Here is a 23,792-nt window from a genome sequence, read left to right on the forward strand (position 1 = left end):
TTTTTGCTATCAGTCCAGATCCTTCGCCTCATGCCGCTCCGGCACCTGACTGTCTTCATCACCCCAGGTGCGATTCACTCGCTGCCCACGGATGACCGCTGGCCGCTTGGCGATTTCTTCCGCCCAGCGCTGCACATGGGTGTACTCGTGCGCGGCGAGAAATTCCGCCGCCGAGTAAACGTTGTTGCGCACCAGTTGCCCGTACCAGGGCCACACGGCGATGTCGGCGATGGTGTAATCGTCGCCGGCCAGATAGGTGTTGTCGGCGAGACGGCGGTTGAGCACATCCAGCTGCCGTTTGGCTTCCATGGTGAAGCGGTTGATCGGGTATTCGAGCTTCTCCGGCGCATACGCGTAGAAATGCCCGAAACCGCCGCCCAGGTACGGCGCCGAGCCCATTTGCCAGAACAGCCAGTTAAGGGTTTCGGTACGACCGGCCGGATCCTTGGGCAGCAAGGCGCCGAACTTTTCCGCGAGATACAGCAGGATCGAACCGGACTCGAACACCCGGATCGGCGGCTCGACGCTGCGGTCCAGCAGCGCCGGGATTTTCGAGTTCGGGTTGACCTCGACAAAACCGCTGGAGAACTGATCGCCCTCGCCAATGCGGATCAGCCACGCATCGTATTCGGCCTCGCTGTGCCCGAGTGCGAGCAACTCTTCGAGCATGATGGTGACCTTGACGCCGTTGGGCGTGGCCAGCGAATACAGCTGCAACGGATGCTTGCCCACCGGCAGCTCTTTGTCATGGGTCGGCCCGGCGATCGGCCGGTTGATGCTGGCGAAGTGGCCGCCGGAAGGGGCTTCGTGTTTCCAGACCTTGGGCGGAACGTAAGACGCATTGCTCATGAAACGGACCTCGTCGATGCTGGGAGAGAACAGGTAGACACCGTATCTCGAAAGGATTGAGAACACTACCTTGTGGGAGCTGGCTTGCCAGCGATGACGGCGGCACATCCAGCATCAATATTGGCTGACCCACCGCAATCGCTGGCAAGCCAGCTCCCACAGGTTCGGAGTCAGGCACAAGTCTCCCGTGGGAGCGAGCCTGCTCGCGAAAGCGTCGGCAGGGTCGCCGCGCCTAATGGCTCCAATACCGCCCAACCGCCCAACCGCCCCCCCGACTCCCTGCACCGGATCTGTCTCAGGAAACGCCAGCCCCGCAATCCGCGCCAATTGCGCATCACTCGGCGCGGCCCGGCAAATATCCGCCTGCTGCCCCGGCGGATAAGCACCCACCACGAGAAAATCCTCACTCGATCCCAGATTGCAGTGCCCGGTTCCGGCAGGCAGCAACAGCACATCCCCGGCGCTGACGTCGACGGCTTGCCCGTCAGGCCCGCCCAACATCAACCGTGCCTGACCGGCCGCCACGCCAAGCACTTCGTGGCCTTCAGTGTGGTAGTGGTGATAGTCATAAATGCCATAGCGCCACTGCGCCGGCCAGCCATTGGCGCCGAAGGTCTGCTCGAAGCGCGCCGCCGGATCGTCGCCTTCAACGGCAATCGCGCTGCGGTAGATCAACACTGGCAGACGCGGATTGTTCGGCACCCAGTCATTGCGTTGCAGCAGCAGGGTTTGTACTTCAGTCATGGCCCATCCTCCTTCGATCATTTCTCAATCGACCACAGAGCAGGGCGCACGCCTCAAAAAATCATTGCCGCGCAAACACGGCGCCGGAGTTCATGCCCGGAAATCCAGCGAAACTTCATCGCGCAGCGGGCTGTCCAGACCCTTACATGTCCATGCAGCGGTAAATGGCGAGGGTCAAGATGACGATGACAGTAGGTGATTTTCTGGTTGAGCGGCTCAGCGAATGGGGCGTCACGCGAATTTTTGGTTATCCGGGGGATGGCATCAACGGCGTGTTCGGCGCCATGAGCCGGGCCAAAGGCAAGATCGAATTCGTTCAGGCACGGCACGAGGAAATGGCTGCGTTCATGGCCTCGGCCCACGCCAAGTTCACCGGCGAGCTGGGCGTGTGCATCGCCACTTCCGGTCCCGGCGCTTCGCACCTGATCACCGGGCTCTACGATGCCCGGATGGACCATATGCCGGTGCTGGCCATCGTCGGTCAGCAGGCGCGTACGGCGCTGGGCAGTCACTACCAGCAGGAGCTGGATCTGGTGTCGATGTTCAAAGACGTCGCGGGGGCTTTTGTGCAGCAGGCTTCGGCGCCTTCGCAAGTGCGCCATCTGCTTGATCGTGCGGTGCGCACTGCGGTCGGCGAGCGCCGCGTCACCGCGCTGATTCTGCCCAATGACTTGCAGGATCTGCCTTACGAACAACCGGCGCGCGCCCATGGCACCGCGCATTCCGGCGTCGGCTACAGCAAGCCGAAAGTCGTTCCTTATGCAGCCGATCTGCAACGCGCCGCCGAGGTACTGAATAGCGGCGAGAAAGTCGCGATTCTGGTCGGTGCCGGTGCGCTGGAGGCGACCGATCTGGTCATCGCCGTGGCGGAAAAGCTTGGCGCGGGCGTCGCCAAGGCGCTGTTGGGCAAAGCAGCGTTGCCAGACGATTTGCAGTGGGTCACCGGCAGCATCGGCCTGCTCGGTACCGAGCCCAGCTACAAGCTGATGAGCGAGTGTGACACCTTGCTGATGATCGGTTCGGGCTTCCCGTATTCCGAGTTTCTGCCCAAGGAAGGCCAGGCGCGCGGGGTTCAAATCGATCTGCAGCCGGACATGCTCAGCCTGCGTTATCCGATGGAGGTCAATCTGGTCGGTGATTCAGCGGAAACCCTTGCCGCGTTGCTGCCATTGCTGGAACAGAAAACCTCGAACAAATGGCGCAAGAAGATCGAAGGCTGGCGCAGCAGCTGGGAGAAAACCCTGGAAAAGCGCGCCATGGCCAAAGCCGATCCGGTCAACCCGCAACGAGTGGTCTACGAGTTGTCACCGCGCTTGCCTGAGCAGGCAATCATCACTAGCGATTCCGGCTCTTGCGCCAACTGGTTCGCCCGTGACCTGAAAATCCGTCGCGGCATGAAATGCTCACTGTCCGGTGGCCTGGCCTCGATGGGCGCGGCGGTGCCCTATGCGATCGCGGCGAAATTTGCTTACCCGGAACGCCCGGTCATTGCCCTGGTCGGCGATGGCGCGATGCAGATGAACAACATGGCCGAGCTGATCACTGTCGCCAAATACTGGCGACAATGGCAGAGCCCGAAATGGATCTGCGCGGTGTTCAACAACGAGGATCTCAACCAGGTCACCTGGGAGCAGCGGGTGATGGAGGGCGATCCGAAGTTCGAAGCGTCGCAGAGCATTCCCGATGTGCCGTATCACCTGTTCGCGATCTCCATTGGCCTCAAGGGCATTTTTGTTGATCGTGAAGAAGAGGTCGCCGCTGCGTGGGAACAGGCACTCGCCTCGGAAGTGCCCGTGCTGATCGAGTTCAAAACCGACCCGAACGTGCCGCCACTGCCGCCGCACATCAAGCTTGAGCAAGCGAAGAAATTCGCCACGACCCTGCTCAAGGGCGATCCGGACGAAGCCGGGGTGATTGTGCAGACCGCCAAGCAGGTGCTCGGCGCCGTGTTGCCCGGGAAGAAATGACGGTGGGCGCTTGAACGAGCCAGCGATCTTTATCGGTTGCGCCGGCTGGAGTCTCGGTCGCGAGCACTGGCCGGCATTCCCCGCCGAAGGCACGCACCTGCAACGCTACGCCGCGCGCTTCAACTGTGTGGAGATCAACAGCTCGTTCTACCGCCCGCATCGGCGCCAGACCTACGAGCGCTGGGCCGACTCGGTTGCACCGGACTTTCGCTTCGCAGTGAAGGTGCCAAAGCTCATCACCCACGAACAGCGACTGGCGGACAGCGCAGCCGCGCTCGATGCGTTTCTCGACCAGTGCCAGGGCCTGGGTGATCGACTGGGCTGCCTGCTGGTGCAACTGCCACCGAAACTTGCTTTCGATGCTCCGGTGGCCGAGGCGTTTTTTCGTGCCCTGCGCGAGCGGTACAAAGGCAGTGTGGTGCTTGAGCCACGACACGAATCGTGGACTGAGGCAGAGGCAATGCTGGTGGATTTGCAGATTGCCCAGGCAGTGGTCGATCCATCGCGGATCAGCAGCGACACCGCGCCGGGTGGCTGGCAAGGCCTGCAGTATTGGCGCCTGCACGGCTCGCCACGGATTTATCACAGCGCTTATGAAGCGGCTTATCTGCAACAGCTTGCTCAGAACCTGCAGCGCGCGAAGGCCGACGGCAGAGACATCTGGTGCATCTTCGACAACACCGCCAGCGGTGCCGCCACCGCCGATGCGCTGGCTTTGAAGGCGTTGATCGAAGGCGGTGAGCGCTGAACGACGACGCTCTCGTTACCCACACAAACGATCCGGCTACAGGTAAACTCCGCGCACTTTTTCAAGGAGTTCACATGAGTTACTACCAGCCGGGCATTCTCGCTACCCCTGTTCCTGCGCAAGCACGTCATCTGTTTTTCGCCCTGGCGTCGGTTGAAGCCTTGCCGCAGGCGATCGACAGCCTGCTGATGCTGGTGGATGGCAAGTCGGCGGTGGTTGGCTTTGGTGAGTCGTTGACCAAGGCGCTGAATGTCCAAATCGCTGGCCTGCGCAGCTTCCCGGCGCTGACCGGAGTTGGCGTGAATAACCCGTCGACCCAGCATGCCCTGTGGATCTGGCTGCACGGTGTCGACCGGGGTGAACTGCTCAACCGCTGCAACGCTATCGAAGCCGCGCTGGCCCCGGCCTTGCGTCTGGTCGAGATGCAGGAAGCCTTCCGCCACATGGACGGCCACGACCTCACCGGTTACGAAGACGGCACGGAAAACCCCCACGATGACGCCGCTGTCGCCGCCGCACTGCTAAGCAGTGGTGCGGACGGGCTGGTCGGTGGCAGCTTCGCCGCGATCCAGCAGTGGCAGCACGATCTCAAGGGTTTTCACCGCCTCTCTGCTGGGGCCAAGGACGACATCATGGGGCGTCGCTTGAGCGATAACGAAGAAATCGACGACGCGCCGATCTCCGCCCACGTTAAACGCACCGCGCAGGAAAGCTTTGCGCCGGAAGCGTTCGTCGTGCGCCGCTCGATGCCGTGGATCGAAGGCGATCGTGCCGGTTTGATGTTCCTCGCTTTCGGTTTCTCCCTCGATGCCTTCGAAGCGCAGCTGCGCCGTATGAGCGGTCTGGAAGACGGTATTGCCGATGGCTTGTACCAGATCAGCCGGCCAATCACCGGCGGCTACTACTGGTGCCCGCCGCTCAAGGACGGACGCCTTGATCTGCGCGCGTTGCGCATCGGCTGAGGACTGAAGATGAACGTGGTGCGCTGGGGCATGATCGGTTGCGGTAGCGTCGCTGAACGCAAGAGCGGGCCGGCCTTCTACAAGGCGCCCGGTTCGGCGCTGGTTGCGGTGATGGGCCGACGCCTCGAAGCCGTCACCGACTACGCCGCGCGCCACGGTATCAGCCGCGTCTATACCGACGTCGATGCGCTGATCAACGATCCCGAAGTGGACGCGGTGTACATCGCCACGCCACCCGACAGCCACCACGCCTACAGCCTGAAAGTCGCCGCTGCCGGCAAGCATTGCTGCGTGGAAAAGCCCATGGCACTCAACGCCGGGCAAAGCCGCGAGATGCAGCAAGCGTTTGCCGCTGCCGGTCTGCACTTGTTCGTCTCGTATTACCGCCGCTCGCTACCGCGCTTTGCCCAGGTGCGGCATTGGCTGGAGGAGGGCCGCATCGGGGTTGTCCGCCATATGAGCTGGACGCTGACCAAAGCGCCGTCGCCGGCTGATCTTGAGGGTCGCGATAATTGGCGCACCGACCCGGCGGTGGCGGGCGGCGGCTACTTTGCCGACCTGGCCAGCCATGGCCTGGACCTGTTCCAGTATCTGCTTGGCGACATCGTTGAAGTCGCCGGTTTCACCGCGCGTCAGGCGGGTCTGTACGCGGCGGAAGATGCGGTCAGCGCCACTTGGCGATTCGCCTCCGGGGCGTTGGGCATGGGCTGCTGGAACTTTGTTGCGGACCGCCGTGAAGATCGCGTCGAGATTATCGGCAGCAAAGGGCGGATCGGGTTTTCGGTGTTCGATGAACATCCGGTGCAGCTGTTTGCCGACGAGCAGATCAGCCTGGAGATTGCCCATCACGAGCATATCCAGTGGCATCACGTGCTGGGGATGAATGCGCATATTCGTGGTGATTCACAGCATCCCGCCGTGGCCGAGCAAGCCGTCAAGACCGACTGGGTCATGGACCGGATACTCAAACGCTGAATAGCTCACGATCCCCTGTGGGAGCGAGCCTGCTCGCGAAAGCATTCTGTCAGTCAGTATCTCGGGTGACTGACACACCGCTTTCGCGAGCAGGCTCGCTCCCACAGGTTTTGCCGGTGCAACACGCATCTAAGGTTATGCCCAAACAATATTTCTCAACCTCGTCATCACATCTCTAAGATCACGTCATAACTCGTTATGACAAGTGATTCCGTGATGACCGATAACGTTCTCTCCCTCAGTAGCGTCCCGCTGCACACCCAACTGCGCGACGTTCTGCGTGCGCGGATTCTCGACGGTGAATATCCGCAAGACAGTCAAATGCCTTCCGAAAGCGAGCTGGGTGCGCTGTTCAAAGTCAGCCGCATCACCGTGCGCCAGGCCTTGGGCGATCTGCAGAAAGAAGGGCTGATCTTCAAAATCCATGGCAAGGGCACCTTTGTCGCCAAGCCGAAAACCTTTCAGAACGTCAGCAGCCTGCAAGGCCTCGCCGAGTCGATGACCGGGCGCGGCTACGAGGTGATCAACCGCCTGCGCAGTTTCAAATTCATTCCGGCCGACAAGCGTGTGGCCGAGCGTCTGCAGGTGGCCGAAGGTGAGATCGTCGCGCAGATCAAACGCGTACGACTGATCAATCGCGAGCCGATCTCGCTGGAAATCACCTACCTGCCTAAAACGGTCGGCGAGCGACTGGAGAAGGCGGATCTGGTCACCCGCGACATCTTTCTGATTCTGGAAAACGACTGCGGCATCGCCCTCGGCCACGCCGATCTGGCCATCGATGCGGTGCTGGCCGACAGCGACCTGACCCAGGCACTCAGCGTCGAAGCGGGCTCGCCGATCATGCGCATCGAGCGCCTGACCCACGATGCCCACGGCCAGCCGCTGGACTTCGAACACCTTTATTACCGTGGCGATGCGTTCCAGTACCGCCTGCGGATCGACCGGCAAAAAGGGGAGCAGGCATGACCCGCAACGTTCTAGAACAGGAATACGACATCGTCGTGATTGGCGGCGGTACGGCCGGGCCGATGGCGGCGATCAAGGCCAAAGAGAACAACCGCGATTTGCGCGTTTTGCTGGTCGACAAGGCCAACGTCAAGCGCAGCGGCGCGATCAGCATGGGCATGGACGGCCTGAACAACGCGATCATCCCCGGCCACTCGACGCCGGAGCAGTACACCAAGGAAATCACCATCGCCAACGACGGCATCGTCAATCAGGCGGCGGTCTACGCCTATGCGACGCACAGTTTTGAAACCATCGAACAACTCGACCGCTGGGGCGTGAAGTTCGAGAAAGACGAGACCGGTGACTACGCGGTAAAAAAGGTCCACCACATGGGCGCCTATGTGCTGCCGATGCCGGAAGGGCACGACATCAAGAAAGTCCTGTATCGGCAGTTGAAACGTGCGCGGGTGAGCATCACCAATCGCCTGGTCTGCACGCGTTTGTTGACCGACGAGGAGGGCGCGGTCAACGGTGTGATGGGCTTCGATTGCCGCACCGCCGACTTCCATGTGATCAAGGCCAAAGCAGTGATTCTCGCCTGCGGCGCGGCCGGACGCCTGGGTCTGCCATCGTCTGGCTACTTGATGGGCACCTACGAGAACCCGACCAATGCGGGCGACGGCTACGCGATGGCCTATCACGCCGGCGCCGAACTGGCCAATCTCGAGTGCTTTCAGATCAACCCGTTGATCAAGGATTACAACGGCCCGGCCTGTGCCTACGTCACCGGCCCGCTGGGGGGCTACACCGCCAACAACAAGGGCGAACGCTTCATCGAGTGCGACTACTGGAGCGGGCAGATGATGTGGGAATTCCATCAGGAACTGGAGAGCGGCAACGGTCCGGTGTTCCTCAAGCTCGACCATCTGGCCGAGGAAACCATCCAGAACATCGAGGAAATCCTGCACAGCAACGAGCGCCCGAGCCGTGGCCAGTTCCACGCCAACCGTGGCACCGACTACCGCACGCAGATGGTTGAAATGCACATTTCGGAAATCGGCTTTTGCAGCGGCCACTCGGCGTCCGGTGTGTGGGTCAATGAGCGTGCCGAGACTTCAGTGAAAGGCTTGTATTCGGCCGGCGACATGGCTGCGGTGCCGCACAATTACATGCTTGGCGCGTTCACTTACGGCTGGTTCGCCGGGCACAACGCGGCGGACTTTGTCGCCGGCCGCGAGTTTTCCGCACTGGACAGCGAGCAGATCGCCAAGGAAAAAGCCCGGGTCTACGCGCCGCTCGATCGCACAGACGGCCTGCCGCCGGCGCAGGTGGAATACAAGCTGCGGCGCTTCGTAAATGACTACCTGCAACCGCCGAAAGTGACCAAGAAGATGCAGATCGGCCTGCAGCGTTTCAGCGACATCGAACGCGATCTTGAGCAGATGAAGGCCAGCAATGCTCACGAATTGATGCGCGCCATGGAAACCAGCGTGATCCGCGACTGCGCCGAAATGGCCGCCCGCGCATCGTTGTTCCGCGCCGAAAGCCGCTGGGGCTTGTACCACTATCGCGTCGATCACCCGCAACGCAACGACGCCGAGTGGTTCTGCCATTGCCATCTGAAGAAGGGCGAGGACGGGCGCATGACCAGTTTCAAGAAAGCCGTCGAGCCTTACATCATCCCGCTCGATGCCGAAGAAATGCAGGCCTATGACCGCCTGCGGGTCGGCGCCTTCGCCGCTTGATGCATCACTAGAAAGAGAGTCCGAACCATGGCTTATCAAGCTCAGGAAATCTTCTTCCGCTCCAACGCCCCGGTCACCGTGGACGAGGACAAATGCATCGCCGAAAAGGGCTGCACCGTGTGCGTCGACGTCTGCCCGATGGACCTGCTGGCGATCAACCCGGCCACGCAAAAGGCCTACATGGCGTTCGATGAATGCTGGTACTGCATGCCGTGCGAGAAGGATTGCCCGACGGGGGCGGTGAAAGTCGAAATTCCTTATCTCCTGCGTTGAATCCGGATCCCTGTAGGAGCTGCCGAAGGCTGCGATCTTTTGATCTTTAAAAGCAAAATCAAAAGATCGCAGCCTTCGGCAGCTCCTACAGGGGATCTGTGGCAAGCCATTAGCTACCCGGAAACCCCGGACGCTCGATTCACCGAAAACCCCTCGTTTCCCACCGCGCCCTGATCGCGGCGGAGACGAACTTCAAACAAATGATTCGAGGGGAAACACTCATGTTGCGTGCAGCACTTGCCGGTCTGGTACTGGCTTCATTCACCTTGTCGGCCTCGGCCGAAACCATCCGCATCGCCATCGGCACTCAGGACACCACCATCAACTGCGCCGCCGGTGGCCTGTTGATCAGGGAACTGGGGCTGCTGGAAAAATACCTGCCCCACGATGGCGCCTACAAAGACGCGAAGTACGACGTGCAGTGGAAGAATTTCACCAGTGGCGCGCCGCTGACCAATGAGATGGTCGCCGGCAAACTCGATTTCGGTGCCATGGCCGATTTCCCCGGTGCGTTCAATGGTGTGGCGTTCGAAACGGCGGGCAAGCACAGCCTGTTCATCAGCGTGCTGTCGGGCAGTATCAAGGGCAGCGGCAATGGCATCGTCGTGCCCAGCGCTTCTTCGGTGCAGAGCCTCAGCGAACTCAAGGGCAAGACCATTTCGGTGCCGTTCGCCTCGACGGCTCACGGCATGTTGTTGCGCGCCGTGGCAGAGCAGGGCTGGGACCCGGTCAAGGATGTCAACATCATCGCCCAGCCACCGGAAGTCGCCGGCTCGGCATTGCAGGCCGGGAAGATCGACGCCCACGCCGATTTCGTGCCCTTCGCCGAGCTGTTCCCGAGCCGTGGTTTCGCCCGCAAGATCTACGACGGCGCCCAGGCCAACGCGCCGACTTTCCATGGCGCACTGGTGGATCAGGCCTACGCCAGGAAGTACCCGGAAATCGTCGTCGCCTATTTGCGCGCGAGCATCGAAGCCAACCAACTGCTCGCCACCGAACCGGAGAAGTACAGCGAACTGATCGCCAAAGTCACCGGGGTCGATGCCGAGGTCAACTATCTGTTTCACGGCCCGCTCGGCGTACAGACCCGCGACCTGAGCTGGAAACCTGAATACCGCCAGGCTGTGGGTACTGCCATCGATACCTTGAAGCTGCTGAAGAAAGCCGATCGCGGGCTCGACCTGAACAACTTCATCGACGACCAGTACATCCGCGCCGCGTTCAACGCCTCAAATCTCGATTACACCGCGCAACTGGCCAACTACGCGCAGACGCCATTGCCGGGCGTGGATGCGGCGACGGGCAAAGCCATCACCGACGTCAGCCATGTCGCGGAAATCTGGGTGCGTGGCGAGGAAAAAGTCCGCCGTTACGGCTCGGCTGAAACGGCGTTCACCGTGCTGGCGGCGTTGAAGCAGGAGGGCAAGAACATTCGTGCGGTGTATGCGCAGGCCAGTGACAGCGGGATCAAGTTGCTCGCTGAACAGGCGTGGTTTGCCAGCGATGCCAAGGGTCGCCTCAGCGCATTTCTGCTCAAGGGCCAGGCCCAGCAATACGCTGCGGCGCAGGGTGGCAAGGTGTTCGACTTCAGCGATGCGACTGCGCAGGTTGTCGCCGTGCGCTAACCCCAAAAAACACTGCATTCCCCCTGTAGGAGCTGCCGAAGGCTGCGATCTTTTGACGTTGTTTTTAAGATCAAGATCGAAAGATCGCAGCCTTCGGCAGCCCCTACAGGGATCTGGTTGAGAGGAATATTTGTGTATCGATCCTGTTTGCGCTGGATTCCGAGGACCGGCTCCCTGTTGCTCTGCCTGCTCTTCTGGCAACTCGCCGCCAGCTACCACTGGAACCTCGGCCTGGTCACCTTCGCCAATGTGCCAACTCCCTTGGCGGTTATCGAAGCCGCGCTAGGCCTGGGCGACTCCGGCAAACTCTGGCAGCACTTGAGCAGCAGCCTCGGCCGCGTCTTCGCCGGCTATCTGGCGGCGCTGATCATCGGCATCGCCCTGGGCCTGGCCATCGGCCGTTCGAAATGGGCTGAAGACATTTTGCTGCCACCGCTGGAAGTCCTGCGCCCGATCCCCGCCGTGGCGTGGATTCCGCTAGCGATCCTGATGTTTCCATCCTCGGAATTGTCGATGGTCTTCATTACCTTCACTGGCGCGCTGTTCCCGATCCTGCTCAACACCGTGCACGGCGTCGAAGGCGTTGATCCACGCCTGATCGCCTCGGCAAAGAGCCTCGGGGCAGGGCGTCGGGCGATTCTGCTGGAAGTAATCCTGCCGGGCGCTGCGCCGAGCATCATCACTGGCCTGGCGATCGGCATGGGCACGTCGTGGTTCTGTCTGGTGACGGCGGAAATGATCTCCGGGCAGTTCGGCATCGGTTACTACACCTGGGAGTCCTACACCATTCAGAACTACGCCGACATTGTCGTCGGCATGCTCCTGATCGGCGTGTTGGGCATGGGCAGCAGTTGGCTGATCAAACGCCTGGGCGGCTTGTTCACGCCTTGGCATCGACCGCGAGGCAAAGCCTGATGAGCGTGATGCAAACCCCGGAAGGGCGGATCGACATTCGCCAGTTGTCCATCGTCCTCGGCCAGGGCCGCGAGGCTTTCGAAGCGGTGCAGGGCCTCGATTGCCAGATCGAATCCGGCCAGTTCGTGTGCATTCTCGGCCCGTCCGGTTGCGGCAAGTCGACCTTGCTCGGCGCCCTGGCCGGACACTTGAATGCCAGTACCGGCAGCTTGAAAGTCGACGGCAGCGCGGTGACCGGCCCGTCGCCGCAGCGCGGCATGGTGTTTCAGCACCACACGCTGTTCCCGTGGCGCACGGTGCGCGACAACGTCGCCTTCGGCTTGAAAATGCACGGGGTCGGCAAGGCTGAGCGGCATCGAGCCGCTGACGACATTCTCAAACTGGTCGGCCTCGAAGGCTTCGCCGAGCGCTGGCCGGATCAACTCTCCGGGGGCATGCAGCAACGGGTAGAAATCGCCCGGGTGCTGGTCAATCGCCCGCGACTGTTGCTGATGGACGAACCGTTCGGCGCGCTGGATGCGCTGACCCGTCTGAACATGCAGGAACTGCTGCTGGACATCTGGACGCGCATCCGCACCACGGTGGTTTTCGTCACTCACGACATCGAGGAGGCGCTGTTTCTCGCCGACCGCTTGCTGGTGATGAGCGCGCGACCGGGGCGAATCATCGAAGACTTGCCTCTGGACTTTCCACGCCCGCGTACCAGTGAACTGGTGACCAGCCCGGCATTCGCTCGCCTCAAGCGCCACTGCCTCGACCTGCTGCGCCACGACAACGACCGACCGCTGCCGCGCCTCAATCCGCTCGGCCTGCCTCCTGAAAGCCCTTTGCCGCGATTTGCCTTATGACCTCTATTTTTGCTGTGACCGACAACGAAGACATCCTCGCCCTGCATCCGCGCCTGACGGCTGAAGACGCCGGCGTGCGGCGCATTGCCCTGATCGATCTGGCCGATCTCGAAGAACCGGATGGCTTGCTCTGGCTGGTTGATCGACTTCGTCAGGATCCTGCCGAGGATGTTCGCGCTGAAGCTGCGCGATTGCTTGAAGCGTGGGAGGACGATGCGGTCGTGCAAGCCTTGTGCGAAGCGCTGACGGATCCGTCGCCCGCTGTGCAATCGGCAGCGGCGCAAAGCCTGAGCCTGCTCAAGACTGCAGCGGCGGGGCGGGTCATTCTGCCGTGGACCGAACATGCCGATGTCAGTGTGCGCATCGCCGCATTTCGGGCGTTGCGAGAATTGCGCTTTGCCGAGGCCGCGCCGGCTGCTGTCGCGGCATTGGAAGATGCCGATGCTCATGTTCGGCGCGAAGCGGTTGGCGTGCTCGGCTGGCTCAAACAGCTCGACGCGCTGCCAGCCCTGGCGCAACTGGCCAGCGACGACCCGGACACCGAAGTGCGCCGCGCCGCGACAGGTGCGCTCGGTCTGGCCAGTGGCGCCGAAGTGTTGCCGGCGCTGAGCCAGGCCTTGCACGACCCCGCCTGGCAAGTGCGCGAAGAAGCTGCGACGACACTGGGCAAGGTTGGCCACAGCGACGCCGGCCCGACCTTGGTCGAAGCGCTGAGCGATGATTACTGGCAAGTGCGCCTGCGCGCCGCTCGCAGCCTCGGTCGTCTGCGTTTCGTCCCGGCGCTGGACGCGCTGATCGACACCCTCGGCCACCGCATCAGCAACCTGCGCAAGGAAGCCGCGCTGGCGCTTGGAGAGTTGAACGATCGCGGCGCCGTGGCCGCGTTGCAGGCAGCGCAAGACGACGGCGACCCGGAAGTGCGCAAAGCCGTGCGCATCGCGTTGAGTCAGCTGCAATGACTCCGCTGTCGGTGGGCAACTCGCAGAGTGAGCGCACGTTACGCCTGAGCTGGCCGGACGGGCGCGAATCGCTGCTCAAGCATGCCGATCTGCGCCGGCAATGCCCTTGCTCGCAATGCCGCGCATTTCGCCTGCGCGGCGTCACGCCGCTGGTCGATGAGCGCGTGCGCCTGATCGAGGTCAATCCACAGGGGTATGGTGTGCAACTGGTGTTCAGCGACGGGCATCAACGCGGGATTTATCCGTGGGAGTACCTGGCGCAACTGAATTCCTGACTTTTCCTGGCCCCCTGTGGGAGCGAGCCTGCTCGCGAAAGCGTAGTGTCAGGCGACGATGATGATGAATGTGCCGACGCCTTCGCGAGCAGGCTCGCTCCCACAGGGACTGTGGTCACAGATTGATCTGATTGCAGCTGCCTGCGTCGGTTTGCGCCGACTGGCGGTTCTTGTCAGGCATTTCCCACAGGAGTACAAATGTACTCCATGACCAATCTGACTCCCCGCCGTACCGCCATTCTGACCTTTATCCGCGATCGCATCGCCGAGCACGGTCAGCCCCCAAGCCTCGCTGAAATCAGCGAGGCTTTTGGTTTTGCCTCGCGCAGCGTGGCGCGCAAGCATGTGCTGGCGCTCACGGAAGCCGGTTTCATCGAGGTCAATCCGCATCAGGCCAGGGGCATTCGTTTGCTCGGCCAGCCATCGCGTCCGGAGCTGCTGGAGATCCCCGTACTCGGTCGTGTGGCCGCCGGCGCGCCGATTGGCGCCGATGCCGATATCCATAACCGTTTGCTGCTCGACCCGGCGCTGTTCTCCCGCACCCCGGATTACATGCTGCGGGTGCAGGGCGACTCGATGATCGAGGACGGCATCCTCGACGGCGATCTGGTCGGTGTACGGCGCAATCCCGAGGCGCTGAACGGCCAGATCGTCGTTGCGCGTCTGGACGGTGAAGTCACCATCAAACGCTTCGAACGGGTCGGGGATGAAGTGCGCCTGCTGCCGCGCAACCCGGCGTACAAGCCGATTGTCGTGCGTGATGATCAGGATCTGGCCATTGAAGGCGTGTTCTGTGGTCTGGTGAGGCAAGGCTGATGGGCGCCGTCGTTGCGTTGGATACGCTGTTCAATGGCGGCCAGGTCTGGCGCGGCAGGCCTGCGCCACCGGCGGCGAGTCCGCAGCCGACCGGGCATGCGGGACTGGACGCAGCTCTGCCCAGCGGCGGCTGGCCGGAAGCGGCGCTGAGCGAAATCCTTCTCGCCGGCCCTGGTGTCGGCGAGCTGCAACTGGTCTGGCCAACCCTGGCGCGATTGTCCGCGGCCGGTGAGCGCATCGTGCTGGTGGCGCCGCCGTTCGTGCCGTACCCGCAGGCCTGGGCCAATGCCGGGGTCGATTTGCGCCAGTTGTCGGTAATTCAGGCCAGCGAACGCGATGCCTTGTGGGCGGCGGAGCAGTGTCTGCGCTCGGGCAGTTGCGGCGCGGTGCTGTGCTGGCCGAACAAGGCCGATGACCGAGCCTTGCGGCGTTTGCAGGTAGCGGCGGAAACCGGCCAGACCCTGGCCTTTGCCTGGCGCCCGTTGAGCGAGGCGGTCAACCCGTCACCGGCAGCGTTGCGCATAGCCATCGATGCCAAACCGGCGCAACTCCGCGTACTCAAATGCCGTGGCGGGCTGGCGCGTGCGGCGCCGATTGCCTTTGCCGTGGGGCACTGATCGTCATGCGCTGGGTATGTATTCTCTTTCCGCAACTGGCCCTCGACGCTGTGCTGCGTCAGCGCCCCGACCCTGAAGAGCCGCTGGTGCTGCTCAGCGGTCCGGCCCAACGCCGAGTGCTGCAAGCGGTAAATCCGGCGGCGCGCAAACTCGGCCTGCGCCCCGGCATGTCGATGACCGCCGCGCAAGCCATGAGCAAAGGCTTTGCCACCGCCGATTACGAGGTGGCCGAGGTCGAGCACTGGCAGCAGTTTCTCGCCGCGTGGGCCTATCGCTTCAGCGCGCAGGTCAGCGTGCATTACCCGCGTACCGTGGTGTTCGAGATCGAATCCAGCCTCGGACTGTTCGGTACCTGGCCGCAATTTGAAGCTCGCCTGCGCCAGGAATTGAAAGATCTGGGCTTTCGCCATCGCATCGTCGCCGCGCCGAACCCGGTGGCGGCGCGAGTGCTGGCCAATGCCTATGATGGCCTGGTGGTGCCGGACAGCGAAGCCTTGCAGCATCATCTCGGGCAATTGCCGGTTGATCGTGTGGGGCTGGAGCCGAATGTCGCCACGGCGTTGTCGCGCATGGGCCTGCGCAATCTCAGTCAGGTGCAAAGCCTGCCACGCCAGGCACTGGCCCGGCGTTTCGAAGCGCAGATGCTCAAGCACCTCGACACGCTGTTCGGCGCACGCCCGCTGGCGCTGGCGTTCTATCTGCCGCCCGACCGTTTCGATATCCGCATCGAACTGAATTTTGACGTGCAATCCCATCAGGCCTTGCTGTTCCCGTTACGGCGCTTGACCGGCGACCTGTCGGCGTTCCTCTGTGGGCGCGACAGTGGCGTGCAGCGTTTTGACCTGCATCTGGAACACGCCGGTCTGCCGGACACAGTGATCAAGGTCGGCCTGCTCAGCGCGGAGCGTGACGCGGCGATGCTGTTTGAACTGGCCCGTGGCCGGCTGGAACAAGTCCAGGTCGAGGCGCCGGTGCGTGGTTTTCGCTTGCGCGCCGAAGACCTGCCGAGTTTCGTTCCGCAGTACCAGGAATTGTTTGACGACCGCCCGCAGCAGACCTTGCCTTGGGAGCAATTGCGCGAACGTCTGCGCGCACGGCTGGGTGATGACGCCGTGCAGGGGCTGCGATTTCAGGCCGATCATCGCCCTGAGTGCGCATGGCAGAACGCTGCCGATAAACACCTTTGCACAGGTTTGCCCAGCGTCCAGCGCCCGGGCTGGCTGCTCAACGAACCGCAAAGCGTGCCGGAAGGTTCGGCACGGATTCTGATGGGGCCGGAGCGCATCGAATCCGGCTGGTGGGACGGTGGCGACGTACGGCGTGATTACTACCTGATCCAGAACCGCGCCGGTCAGCAGGGCTGGGCCTGGCGCGCTGTGGGTGAGGGCGGCCCACTGTGGCTGCAAGGCTGGTTCGCATGAGTGCCGATTACGCCGAACTGCATTGCCTGTCGAATTTCAGTTTTCAGCGCGGTGCCTCCAGCGCGCTGGAGCTGTTTCAGCGGGCGAAAAAGCACGGCTATCAGGCACTGGCGATCACCGACGAGTGCACCCTCGCCGGGATCGTTCGTGCATGGCAAGCGGCGAAGTCCGTGGAGTTGCCGCTGATCATCGGCAGCGAGGTGCGCATCGACAACGGCCCGAAACTGGTACTGCTGGTGGAAAACCTTGCTGGTTATCAGGCCCTGTGCGGCTTGATCACCCAGGCCCGGCGGCGTACGCAGAAAGGCCAGTATCAGCTGCTGCGCGAAGACTTCGACGAAGCACTGCCGGGTTTGCTGGTGTTGTGGGTGCCGGACTCAGTGGATGACCGCGAAGAAGGACGCTGGCTGAAACAAACCTTCGGCGACCGCCTGTGGCTCACGGTGCAACTGCATCGCGGGCAGAACGATCAGCAGCGGCTCGCGGCATTGTTGGCTCTGGCGGCTGAGCTGCAGATTCCAGCCGTGGCCAGCGGCGATGTGCACATGCATGCCCGGGGGCGCCGTGCCTTGCAGGACACCATGACCGCGATCCGTCATCACGTCCCCGTGGCCGAAGCGGGTTTGCGCCTGCATCCCAATGGCGAGCGGCATTTGCGTTGCCTCGATGAGCTGCGCGCACTGTATCCGCCGGACTTGCTTGAAGCGTCGCTAAAACTGGCCAGACGCTGCACCTTCGATCTGAGCGAGCTGCGCTATCAATATCCGAAAGAGCTGGTGCCCGAGGGCCACAATGCCAGTTCCTGGTTGCGTCATCTGACCGAGGAGGGCATTGCCTGGCGCTGGCCGAAAGGGCCTCAGGCCAAGGTGCTCAAGCAGATCGATGACGAGCTGCAATTGATCGCTGAACTCGGCTACGAAAGCTACTTCCTCACCGTGCACGACGTGGTGCGCTTTGCCCGCACGCAGAACATCCTCTGTCAGGGCCGTGGTTCGGCCGCCAACTCAGCGGTGTGTTTTGCCTTGGGCATCACCGAGATCGATCCGGATCGCACTACGCTGCTGTTCGAACGCTTCATGTCCAAAGAGCGCAACGAGCCGCCGGACATCGATGTCGATTTCGAGCACGAGCGCCGCGAGGAAGTCCTGCAATACGTGTTCAACCGTTATGGCCGGCGGCGTGCGGCGCTGACCGCGGTGGTCAGCACCTATCACGCCACCGGTGCCGTGCGTGATGTGGCCAAGGCCCTCGGCCTGCCACCGGATCAGATCAACGCGCTGGCCGATTGCTGCGGGCGCTGGAGCGATGAAACGCCGCCGCTGGAACGTTTGCGTGAAGGCGGTTTCGACCCGGACAGTCCGGTGCTGCGCCGGGTGCTGAGCCTGACCGGGCAACTGATCGGCTTCCCCCGGCACCTGTCGCAGCATCCCGGCGGTTTCGTGATTTCCGAGCAACCGCTGGACACCTTGGTGCCGGTAGAAAACGCGGCAATGGCCGACCGCACCATCATCCAATGGGACAAGGACGACCTCGATGCGGTCGGCCTGCTCAAGGTGGATATTCTCGCCTTGGGTATGCTCAGTGCGATTCGCCGCTGCTTCGATCTGCTGCGCCGGCATCGCGATCTGGACCTGACGCTCGCGACGATCCCCGCCGAAGACAAACCGACCTACGCAATGATCAGCCGCGCCGATACCGTCGGTGTGTTTCAGATCGAGTCGCGGGCGCAGATGTCGATGCTGCCGCGCCTGAAACCGCAGACGTTCTACGATCTGGTGATTGAAGTGGCGATCGTCCGCCCGGGGCCGATTCAGGGCGGCATGGTTCATCCCTATCTGCGCCGACGTAACAAGGAAGAGGCGGAAACCTATCCGTCGCCAGCGCTCGAGGTCGTACTCAAAAGAACCCTGGGCGTGCCGCTGTTTCAGGAGCAGGTCATGCAGATCGCCATCGTCGCTGCCGACTACAGCCCCGGCGAGGCCGATCAACTGCGTCGTTCCATGGCCGCGTGGAAGCGCCATGGCGGACTGGAGCCGCACAAGGAACGTCTCGCCGCCGGTATGAAAAAGAACGGCTACACCCCGGAATTCGCCGCGCAGATCTTCGAGCAGATCAAAGGCTTCGGCAGTTATGGCTTCCCCGAATCCCACGCCGCCAGTTTCGCCTTGCTGACCTACGCCAGTTGTTGGCTGAAATGCCACGAGCCGGCGGCGTTCGCCTGTGCATTGATCAACAGTTGGCCGATGGGCTTCTACAGTCCGGACCAGATTCTGCAGGACGCGCGGCGGCACCAATTGCAGATCCGTCCGGTGGACGTGCGCGCCAGCGACTGGGATTGCAGCCTCGAACCGTTGAGTGCCGGGCAACCGGCGATTCGCATGGGCCTGCGCATGATCAAGGGATTTCGCGAAGAGGACGCACGGCGCATTGAAGCCGCGCGCCGACACGGGGCGTTTGCCGATGTCGCTGACCTGGGTGAGCGCGCCGCCCTCGACAGTCGTGCGCAGGCCTTGCTGGCAGACTCCGGCGCCTTGCGCGGTCTGGCCGGGCATCGTCATCGTGCGCGTTGGGAAGTGGCCGGGGTGCAGAAACAACTCGGCCTGTTCGCCGGTCTGCCCAACGAAGAAGAAGTCAAAATCGTCCTGCCCAAACCCAGCGTTGGCGAAGACCTGCATGCTGATTACTCGACCGTGGGGACGACGCTGGGGCCGCATCCACTGGCGTTGTTGCGTGGCGAGTTGCAGGCCCGGCGTTGCCGCAGCTCGCGGGAATTGATGGATATTGAACATGGCCGGCCGGTCAGCGTGGCCGGTCTGGTCACCGGCCGACAGCGCCCCGGTACGGCCAGCGGCGTGACGTTCGTGACCCTGGAAGACGAGTTCGGCAACGTCAACGTGGTGGTCTGGCGTGACCTGGCCGAGCGTCAGCGCCAAGTGCTGGTGGGGTCGCAATTGCTCAAGGTCGACGGCCGCTGGGAACGCGAAGGCGATGTGCGCCACCTGATCGCCGGGCGCATGAGCGACCTGAGCCCGCTGCTCAACGGCATTCACGTGCAGAGCCGGGATTTCCACTGATCAAACACCCACGCTTGCGTCAGCGATCAATCCGTCAAGACGAGTGTCGAGCGACTCACTACAACCGGGCGCAATCTCGCATCTGCATCGGTTTGGGTGGCTCACTAACTTGAGCGCTTCCTAACGGATCATCAGCGGTCACAGGGTGAAATTGTCCCGCCCTTTGATAGAAAAGCTGCCCGACTTGATGATTGCACTGGCGGAACCGGGCCCATTGGATTCAAAGGAGAAGCTACCTTCATAGAGTTCCCGTTCGTGATCAAAGGACAGACTAACCGAGCCACTGTCCGCGTTGTACGTCTGAAATAAGGTTTCAGCGCCATCGGCCCGCATTTTCCACCATGTGGCAGAGTACTTCCCATCCTTGATGGCATGGGTGCCACTGTCCATGTCGGGATTGAACACCATCTCAATGCCTCTGATGACGGTGTTTCCTTGTTCATCTTCAATTGTCTGAACGGCGCTGAGGGTCAGGCGCAGTTTTTTATCGGTGGTGTAATAGTCATAAGCGAAGTTGAGTCCATCGGCAGTGAACGCCGGTTCACCTATTACATCAGTGGAAACCGTACCGGAGGAAGGATTGGTTCTGGTTTGTGGGAGAACGTGTTCCGTCAGCATGTGCAGCTCCTTGGCAACGGGTGCCGTTTATACGAATCGGTCCAGCAACATATCTCCAACCTATGCTGACAGTAGCCGGTCGTAAACTGTCAAACCTGACAGTTGACAACCCCTTGCTGATCGTTTGAGCAAAGTGTGGTTTAGCCGAATGACGAAGCAGGAAATAGATGTAGAGTCATCAGTGACTGACCCTTGCAGGAGCGAGCCTGCTCGCGAATGCGGGCTGTCAGGCAATGACGATGTCGAACGTGCCGCCGCGTTCGCGAGCAGGCTCGCTCCCACAGGTTTTGGCTGTTTATCCAAAATCGAGATAAATCAAAAGGCTGCACCTTTGGGCCGAAGGCAGATATTCTGCGCTTCACACCGGTACGGGAACCCGATCAACTCCATGGCCAGCCACTGCCAGGATGAATTGCCCGACGCCAAAGGAGTGTTCGAATGAGCGAAAAGAAACTGGAAACCACGGTCGACCGCGTCTACCAAGGGGTTTACGCGGCGATCAGCAAGCGTTCGTTGCGCCCGGGCATGAAGCTGGGTGAGGCGTCGCTGGCCGAGCTGTTCAATGTCAGCCGCACGTCGGTGCGTGCTGCGCTCAAGCAATTGGAAGCCGATGGTCTGGTCACCACTGAGCCCAACAAAGGTGCATCGGTGTCGCTGCCCAGTGACGCAGAGCTGCGTTCGCTGTTCGAAACCCGGCGGTTGATCGAGATCGGCATCGTCACCGAACTTTGCCGGCGTAAAGACAGCGTTGCCATGCAGGATCTGCGTGAGCACTTGTTACTGGAAGATGCCGCCCATGCGGCCGGCGACCATGAACGGTTGATCCATCTCCTCGGCGAGTTCCACCTCAAACTGGCGCGCAGCCTGAACAATCCGGTGCTGCTCGACTGGTTCCAGAAGCTGATCTCGCGCGCTTCGCTGTATGCCGCCGCGCTCGATGATGACAGTCATCAAGCTTGCCGCGACGATGAACACCTGCGTTTGCTTGAGTACATCGAGGCCGGTAATCAGAGCGCCGCGATCGAGCTGACCTGCACGCACCTCAACGGAATCGAGAAGGCGATTCTCGACGTTGCTGCAAAAATGAAAACCGGCTATCACCCACTCAAACACTTGATTGGCGTCTGAATGGCTCTGTGTCGCAAATCGGCTATACCTCCAATGAAACCAATGCGTTTTCAGGGCCTCGAAACACACGGGCGTCGCGTCGTTGTAGGGTTGCGATAGATCGGAAAACCGCAAAAAAGGACACTGAGTCAGGCGATGCAGTTTTTATCCGAAAGCCACGGCTGTGAGGGCTGGAAAGGCGAAATGGCCGGACGCATCCGTGCGTTCGACTGGAGCCTCACCGAACTGGGTCCGCTCGCCGACTGGCCGGCCAGCCTGTGTAACACCGTGCAGCTGATGCTGGCTTCGCCGCTGCCGATGGTGATGCTCTGGGGCCATGCCGGCTACATGATCTACAACGACGCCTACTCCGAATTCGCCGGTGGCCGCCATCCCTATCTGCTTGGCGTGCCGGTAGAGCTGGGCTGGCCGGAAGTCGCCGAATTCAACCGCCACGTCGTTGACACTTGCCTGGCCGGCGGCACCTTGTCCTATCGCAACAAAGAGCTGGTATTGCTGCGCGACGGCGTGCCCGAAGACGTCTGGATGGACTTGTATTACAGCCCGGTGGCCAACGACGAAGGCGTGCCCGGCGGCGTCATGGCGATGGTGGTCGAAACCACCGAACTGGTGCATTCCGAGCGCCTGCGTCAGGCGGCCGAAGATGCCTATCGCGCCGACAACGAGCGCGTGCGTCTGGCGCTGAATGCCGGCGCACTGCTTGGCTCGTTTGTCTGGGACATCAAGAACAATCGCTTCTCTGCTGACGAACGTTTCGCCCGCACCTTTTCCTATCCGCCGGATCAGGACTTGAGCGATCTGCAACAAGAGATCGCCGAATCGCGCATTCATCCCGAAGATCATCGGTGGGTGCAGGAGCGAGTTGCCCATAGCGTGCGCACTGGCGAGCCGTACAACGCTGAATACCGCGTGCAGCGGGCCGACGGCCAGTACCTGTGGGTGTTGGCCAGTGGTGCCTGCGAGTTCGATGAGCAAGGCAAGCCGTTTCGCTTTCCCGGTGTGCTGATCGACATCCATGAGCGCAAAAACGCCGAAGAATCACTGCTCAAATTCACCCGCAATCTCGAACAGCGCGTGGCCACCGAAGTGAATGCGCGGCTCGCGGCCGAGGAACAACTTCGCCAATCGCAGAAGCTCGAAGCCATCGGCGGCCTGACCGGTGGCGTTGCCCACGACTTCAACAATCTGCTGCAAGTCATCGCTGGCAATCTGCACCTGCTGGCCCGGCATGAGCCGAACAATGCCAACGTACAACGCCGGGTCGTGGCTTCGCTGGCGGCGGTCGAACGCGGTGCCAAACTGTCTTCGCAACTGCTGGCCTTTGCCCGGCGGCAACCGCTGTCACCGGCCGTGTGCAATCCAGAACAAATTTTCGAAGGCGTGGGCGAATTACTCCAACGTGCATTGGGCGAAACCATTCAGATCGACGTGCAACTGCCGCCGCAGCCTTGGCACATCAACGTCGACCGCAACCAACTGGAAAACTCGATTCTCAACCTGGCCATCAACGCCCGCGACGCGATGAAGGGCGAGGGCGTTATCGGCCTCAGTGCCGCCAATGTCTGTCTGGACAGCGAATACTGCGTCGGCAAGGGCATCGCGTCCGGTGAGTATGTGCGCGTGGCGGTCACCGACACCGGCGTGGGCATTGCCCCACAAATGCTGGAACAGGTTTTCGAACCGTTTTTCACCACCAAGGCCGACGGCCAGGGCACCGGGCTCGGTCTGAGCATGGTCTTCGGCTTCGTCAAACAGAGTGGCGGCCACGTCGAGATCGACAGCAAGCTCGGCGAAGGCACGCGGGTGCAGTTGTATTTCCCGCGCAGTCTGCGTCCGGTTCGTGAAGAGACCGCCAGTGTCGGCGAGCGCAAGAGCGGCGGCCACGAAACCATTCTGGTGGTGGAAGACAATGACGCGGTGCGCGCTTCGGCGGTCGAGTTGCTGCGCGAAGAAGGCTATCGGGTGATGACCGCCGGCAATGGCGACGTGGCCATGCAGATGTTGCTGGAAGGCATCGAGATCGATCTGATTTTCACCGACGTGGTCATGCCCGGCCTGATCAAGAGTTCCGATCTTGCTGCCTGGGCCAAGGTGCAGACGCCGCCAGTGCCGGTGCTGTTCACCTCCGGTCACACCCGCGACATCATTTCCCGCGACCACCAGCTCAGCCCCGATACGCATCTGCTCGGCAAACCCTACAGCCCGCAAGCCTTACTGCAGATGATTTGCGAGGTGCTCGGCACCTGATGCCGAGCGCTGCCCAGTTTTTCAATCAAGGCAGG

The 23,792-nt window shown here is 61.7% G+C and carries 20 protein-coding genes and 1 pseudogene; 18 read left to right on the forward strand and 3 right to left on the reverse strand.

Features of this window, described 5'->3' with window-relative positions:
• Positions 1 to 9: 9 nt before the first annotated feature.
• Together yghU and FEE99_RS16195 are read right to left on the reverse strand one after the other, a co-directional pair.
• Positions 10 to 849, reverse strand: a complete 840-nt coding sequence (gene yghU, locus FEE99_RS16190) for a glutathione-dependent disulfide-bond oxidoreductase (RefSeq protein WP_041478663.1) — start codon at positions 847 to 849, stop codon at positions 10 to 12.
• A 255-nt stretch (positions 850 to 1,104) separates the two neighbouring features.
• Positions 1,105 to 1,614 (reverse strand): annotated as a pseudogene (locus FEE99_RS16195) (cupin); the annotation flags it as partial.
• Between the two features lie 158 nt (positions 1,615 to 1,772).
• Here FEE99_RS16195 and FEE99_RS16200 point away from each other — a divergent pair.
• From FEE99_RS16200 to FEE99_RS16275, 16 genes are all read left to right on the forward strand, one after another.
• Positions 1,773 to 3,560 (forward strand): thiamine pyrophosphate-requiring protein, encoded by a 1,788-nt coding sequence (locus FEE99_RS16200; protein ID WP_041478664.1) that lies wholly within the window; start codon positions 1,773 to 1,775, stop codon positions 3,558 to 3,560.
• Positions 3,561 to 3,570: 10 nt separating this feature from the next.
• A complete protein-coding gene (locus tag FEE99_RS16205; protein WP_041478665.1) occupies positions 3,571 to 4,308 on the forward strand; it encodes a DUF72 domain-containing protein in 738 nt (245 codons plus the stop codon).
• Between the two features lie 74 nt (positions 4,309 to 4,382).
• Complete coding sequence (locus FEE99_RS16210; protein WP_041478666.1) at positions 4,383 to 5,270, forward strand: Dyp-type peroxidase; 888 nt, start codon at positions 4,383 to 4,385, stop codon at positions 5,268 to 5,270.
• A gap of 9 nt (positions 5,271 to 5,279) precedes the next feature.
• Positions 5,280 to 6,245: a Gfo/Idh/MocA family protein gene (locus FEE99_RS16215; protein WP_041478667.1), complete on the forward strand. Its 966-nt coding sequence runs from the start codon at positions 5,280 to 5,282 to the stop codon at positions 6,243 to 6,245.
• A 216-nt stretch (positions 6,246 to 6,461) separates the two neighbouring features.
• Complete coding sequence (locus FEE99_RS16220; RefSeq protein WP_041478668.1) at positions 6,462 to 7,214, forward strand: GntR family transcriptional regulator; 753 nt, start codon at positions 6,462 to 6,464, stop codon at positions 7,212 to 7,214.
• Positions 7,211 to 8,941, forward strand: coding sequence for a fumarate reductase/succinate dehydrogenase flavoprotein subunit (locus FEE99_RS16225; protein ID WP_041478669.1), 1,731 nt, complete (start codon positions 7,211 to 7,213; stop codon positions 8,939 to 8,941). Before FEE99_RS16220 ends, FEE99_RS16225 begins: the two co-directional genes overlap by 4 nt.
• Before the next feature lie 27 nt (positions 8,942 to 8,968).
• Positions 8,969 to 9,214, forward strand: a complete 246-nt coding sequence (locus tag FEE99_RS16230; RefSeq protein WP_007959413.1) for a 4Fe-4S dicluster domain-containing protein — start codon at positions 8,969 to 8,971, stop codon at positions 9,212 to 9,214.
• 200 nt (positions 9,215 to 9,414) lie between these two features.
• The gene (locus FEE99_RS16235; RefSeq protein ID WP_177327016.1) at positions 9,415 to 10,839 is read left to right on the forward strand and encodes an ABC transporter substrate-binding protein; all 1,425 of its coding nucleotides are present in this window, start codon (positions 9,415 to 9,417) and stop codon (positions 10,837 to 10,839) included.
• 132 nt (positions 10,840 to 10,971) lie between these two features.
• Entirely contained in the window at positions 10,972 to 11,754 is a 783-nt protein-coding gene (locus FEE99_RS16240) for an ABC transporter permease (RefSeq protein WP_041478671.1), read from the forward strand.
• Positions 11,754 to 12,602 carry an ABC transporter ATP-binding protein gene (locus tag FEE99_RS16245; protein ID WP_041478672.1) on the forward strand — a complete coding sequence of 283 codons (849 nt, stop codon included), beginning with the start codon at positions 11,754 to 11,756 and terminating at the stop codon, positions 12,600 to 12,602. The genes FEE99_RS16240 and FEE99_RS16245 overlap by 1 nt, the downstream gene beginning before the upstream one ends.
• Positions 12,599 to 13,561 carry a HEAT repeat domain-containing protein gene (locus FEE99_RS16250; protein WP_041478673.1) on the forward strand — a complete coding sequence of 321 codons (963 nt, stop codon included), beginning with the start codon at positions 12,599 to 12,601 and terminating at the stop codon, positions 13,559 to 13,561. The genes FEE99_RS16245 and FEE99_RS16250 overlap by 4 nt, the downstream gene beginning before the upstream one ends.
• Positions 13,558 to 13,836 carry a DUF971 domain-containing protein gene (locus FEE99_RS16255; RefSeq protein WP_041478674.1) on the forward strand — a complete coding sequence of 93 codons (279 nt, stop codon included), beginning with the start codon at positions 13,558 to 13,560 and terminating at the stop codon, positions 13,834 to 13,836. Before FEE99_RS16250 ends, FEE99_RS16255 begins: the two co-directional genes overlap by 4 nt.
• Before the next feature lie 198 nt (positions 13,837 to 14,034).
• On the forward strand, positions 14,035 to 14,652 hold the full coding sequence (gene lexA / locus FEE99_RS16260; RefSeq protein ID WP_041478675.1) for a transcriptional repressor LexA: 618 nt from the start codon (positions 14,035 to 14,037) through the stop codon (positions 14,650 to 14,652).
• Positions 14,652 to 15,269: a translesion DNA synthesis-associated protein ImuA gene (gene imuA, locus FEE99_RS16265; protein WP_041478676.1), complete on the forward strand. Its 618-nt coding sequence runs from the start codon at positions 14,652 to 14,654 to the stop codon at positions 15,267 to 15,269. The genes lexA and imuA overlap by 1 nt, the downstream gene beginning before the upstream one ends.
• Before the next feature lie 5 nt (positions 15,270 to 15,274).
• Complete coding sequence (locus FEE99_RS16270) at positions 15,275 to 16,690, forward strand: Y-family DNA polymerase (RefSeq protein WP_041478677.1); 1,416 nt, start codon at positions 15,275 to 15,277, stop codon at positions 16,688 to 16,690.
• Positions 16,687 to 19,764 carry an error-prone DNA polymerase gene (locus tag FEE99_RS16275; protein WP_041478678.1) on the forward strand — a complete coding sequence of 1,026 codons (3,078 nt, stop codon included), beginning with the start codon at positions 16,687 to 16,689 and terminating at the stop codon, positions 19,762 to 19,764. Before FEE99_RS16270 ends, FEE99_RS16275 begins: the two co-directional genes overlap by 4 nt.
• 138 nt (positions 19,765 to 19,902) lie before the next feature.
• On the opposite strand, the gene FEE99_RS16280 is transcribed toward FEE99_RS16275, so the two are convergent.
• A complete protein-coding gene (locus FEE99_RS16280) occupies positions 19,903 to 20,382 on the reverse strand; it encodes a hypothetical protein (RefSeq protein WP_041478679.1) in 480 nt (159 codons plus the stop codon).
• Positions 20,383 to 20,820: 438 nt separating this feature from the next.
• Between FEE99_RS16280 and FEE99_RS16285 the strand changes: the two genes are divergently transcribed.
• Together FEE99_RS16285 and FEE99_RS16290 are read left to right on the forward strand one after the other, a co-directional pair.
• Positions 20,821 to 21,510 carry a GntR family transcriptional regulator gene (locus FEE99_RS16285; protein ID WP_016774461.1) on the forward strand — a complete coding sequence of 230 codons (690 nt, stop codon included), beginning with the start codon at positions 20,821 to 20,823 and terminating at the stop codon, positions 21,508 to 21,510.
• Positions 21,511 to 21,645: 135 nt separating this feature from the next.
• On the forward strand, positions 21,646 to 23,757 hold the full coding sequence (locus tag FEE99_RS16290) for an ATP-binding protein (RefSeq protein WP_041478680.1): 2,112 nt from the start codon (positions 21,646 to 21,648) through the stop codon (positions 23,755 to 23,757).
• Positions 23,758 to 23,792: the final 35 nt, after the last annotated feature.

It is taken from the genome of Pseudomonas sp. ef1 (assembly GCF_007293365.2).
Lineage (GTDB): Bacteria > Pseudomonadota > Gammaproteobacteria > Pseudomonadales > Pseudomonadaceae > Aquipseudomonas > Aquipseudomonas siliginis.

Bases quoted from the DNA above. Each gene is read 5' to 3' on its own strand.
- FEE99_RS16230 (WP_007959413.1), top strand. From the start codon at position 8,969: ATGGCTTATCAAGCTCAGGAAATCTTCTTCCGCTCCAACGCCCCGGTC.
- FEE99_RS16255 (WP_041478674.1), top strand. From the start codon at position 13,558: ATGACTCCGCTGTCGGTGGGCAACTCGCAGAGTGAGCGCACGTTACGC.
- lexA (WP_041478675.1), top strand. From the start codon at position 14,035: ATGTACTCCATGACCAATCTGACTCCCCGCCGTACCGCCATTCTGACC.
- FEE99_RS16215 (WP_041478667.1), top strand. From the start codon at position 5,280: ATGAACGTGGTGCGCTGGGGCATGATCGGTTGCGGTAGCGTCGCTGAA.
- yghU (WP_041478663.1), bottom strand. From the start codon at position 849: ATGAGCAATGCGTCTTACGTTCCGCCCAAGGTCTGGAAACACGAAGCC.
- FEE99_RS16245 (WP_041478672.1), top strand. From the start codon at position 11,754: ATGAGCGTGATGCAAACCCCGGAAGGGCGGATCGACATTCGCCAGTTG.
- FEE99_RS16275 (WP_041478678.1), top strand. From the start codon at position 16,687: ATGAGTGCCGATTACGCCGAACTGCATTGCCTGTCGAATTTCAGTTTT.
- FEE99_RS16210 (WP_041478666.1), top strand. From the start codon at position 4,383: ATGAGTTACTACCAGCCGGGCATTCTCGCTACCCCTGTTCCTGCGCAA.
- FEE99_RS16250 (WP_041478673.1), top strand. From the start codon at position 12,599: ATGACCTCTATTTTTGCTGTGACCGACAACGAAGACATCCTCGCCCTG.
- FEE99_RS16200 (WP_041478664.1), top strand. From the start codon at position 1,773: ATGACGATGACAGTAGGTGATTTTCTGGTTGAGCGGCTCAGCGAATGG.
- FEE99_RS16270 (WP_041478677.1), top strand. From the start codon at position 15,275: ATGCGCTGGGTATGTATTCTCTTTCCGCAACTGGCCCTCGACGCTGTG.
- imuA (WP_041478676.1), top strand. From the start codon at position 14,652: ATGGGCGCCGTCGTTGCGTTGGATACGCTGTTCAATGGCGGCCAGGTC.
- FEE99_RS16280 (WP_041478679.1), bottom strand. From the start codon at position 20,382: ATGCTGACGGAACACGTTCTCCCACAAACCAGAACCAATCCTTCCTCC.
- FEE99_RS16285 (WP_016774461.1), top strand. From the start codon at position 20,821: ATGAGCGAAAAGAAACTGGAAACCACGGTCGACCGCGTCTACCAAGGG.
- FEE99_RS16220 (WP_041478668.1), top strand. From the start codon at position 6,462: ATGACCGATAACGTTCTCTCCCTCAGTAGCGTCCCGCTGCACACCCAA.
- FEE99_RS16290 (WP_041478680.1), top strand. From the start codon at position 21,646: ATGCAGTTTTTATCCGAAAGCCACGGCTGTGAGGGCTGGAAAGGCGAA.
- FEE99_RS16225 (WP_041478669.1), top strand. From the start codon at position 7,211: ATGACCCGCAACGTTCTAGAACAGGAATACGACATCGTCGTGATTGGC.
- FEE99_RS16235 (WP_177327016.1), top strand. From the start codon at position 9,415: ATGATTCGAGGGGAAACACTCATGTTGCGTGCAGCACTTGCCGGTCTG.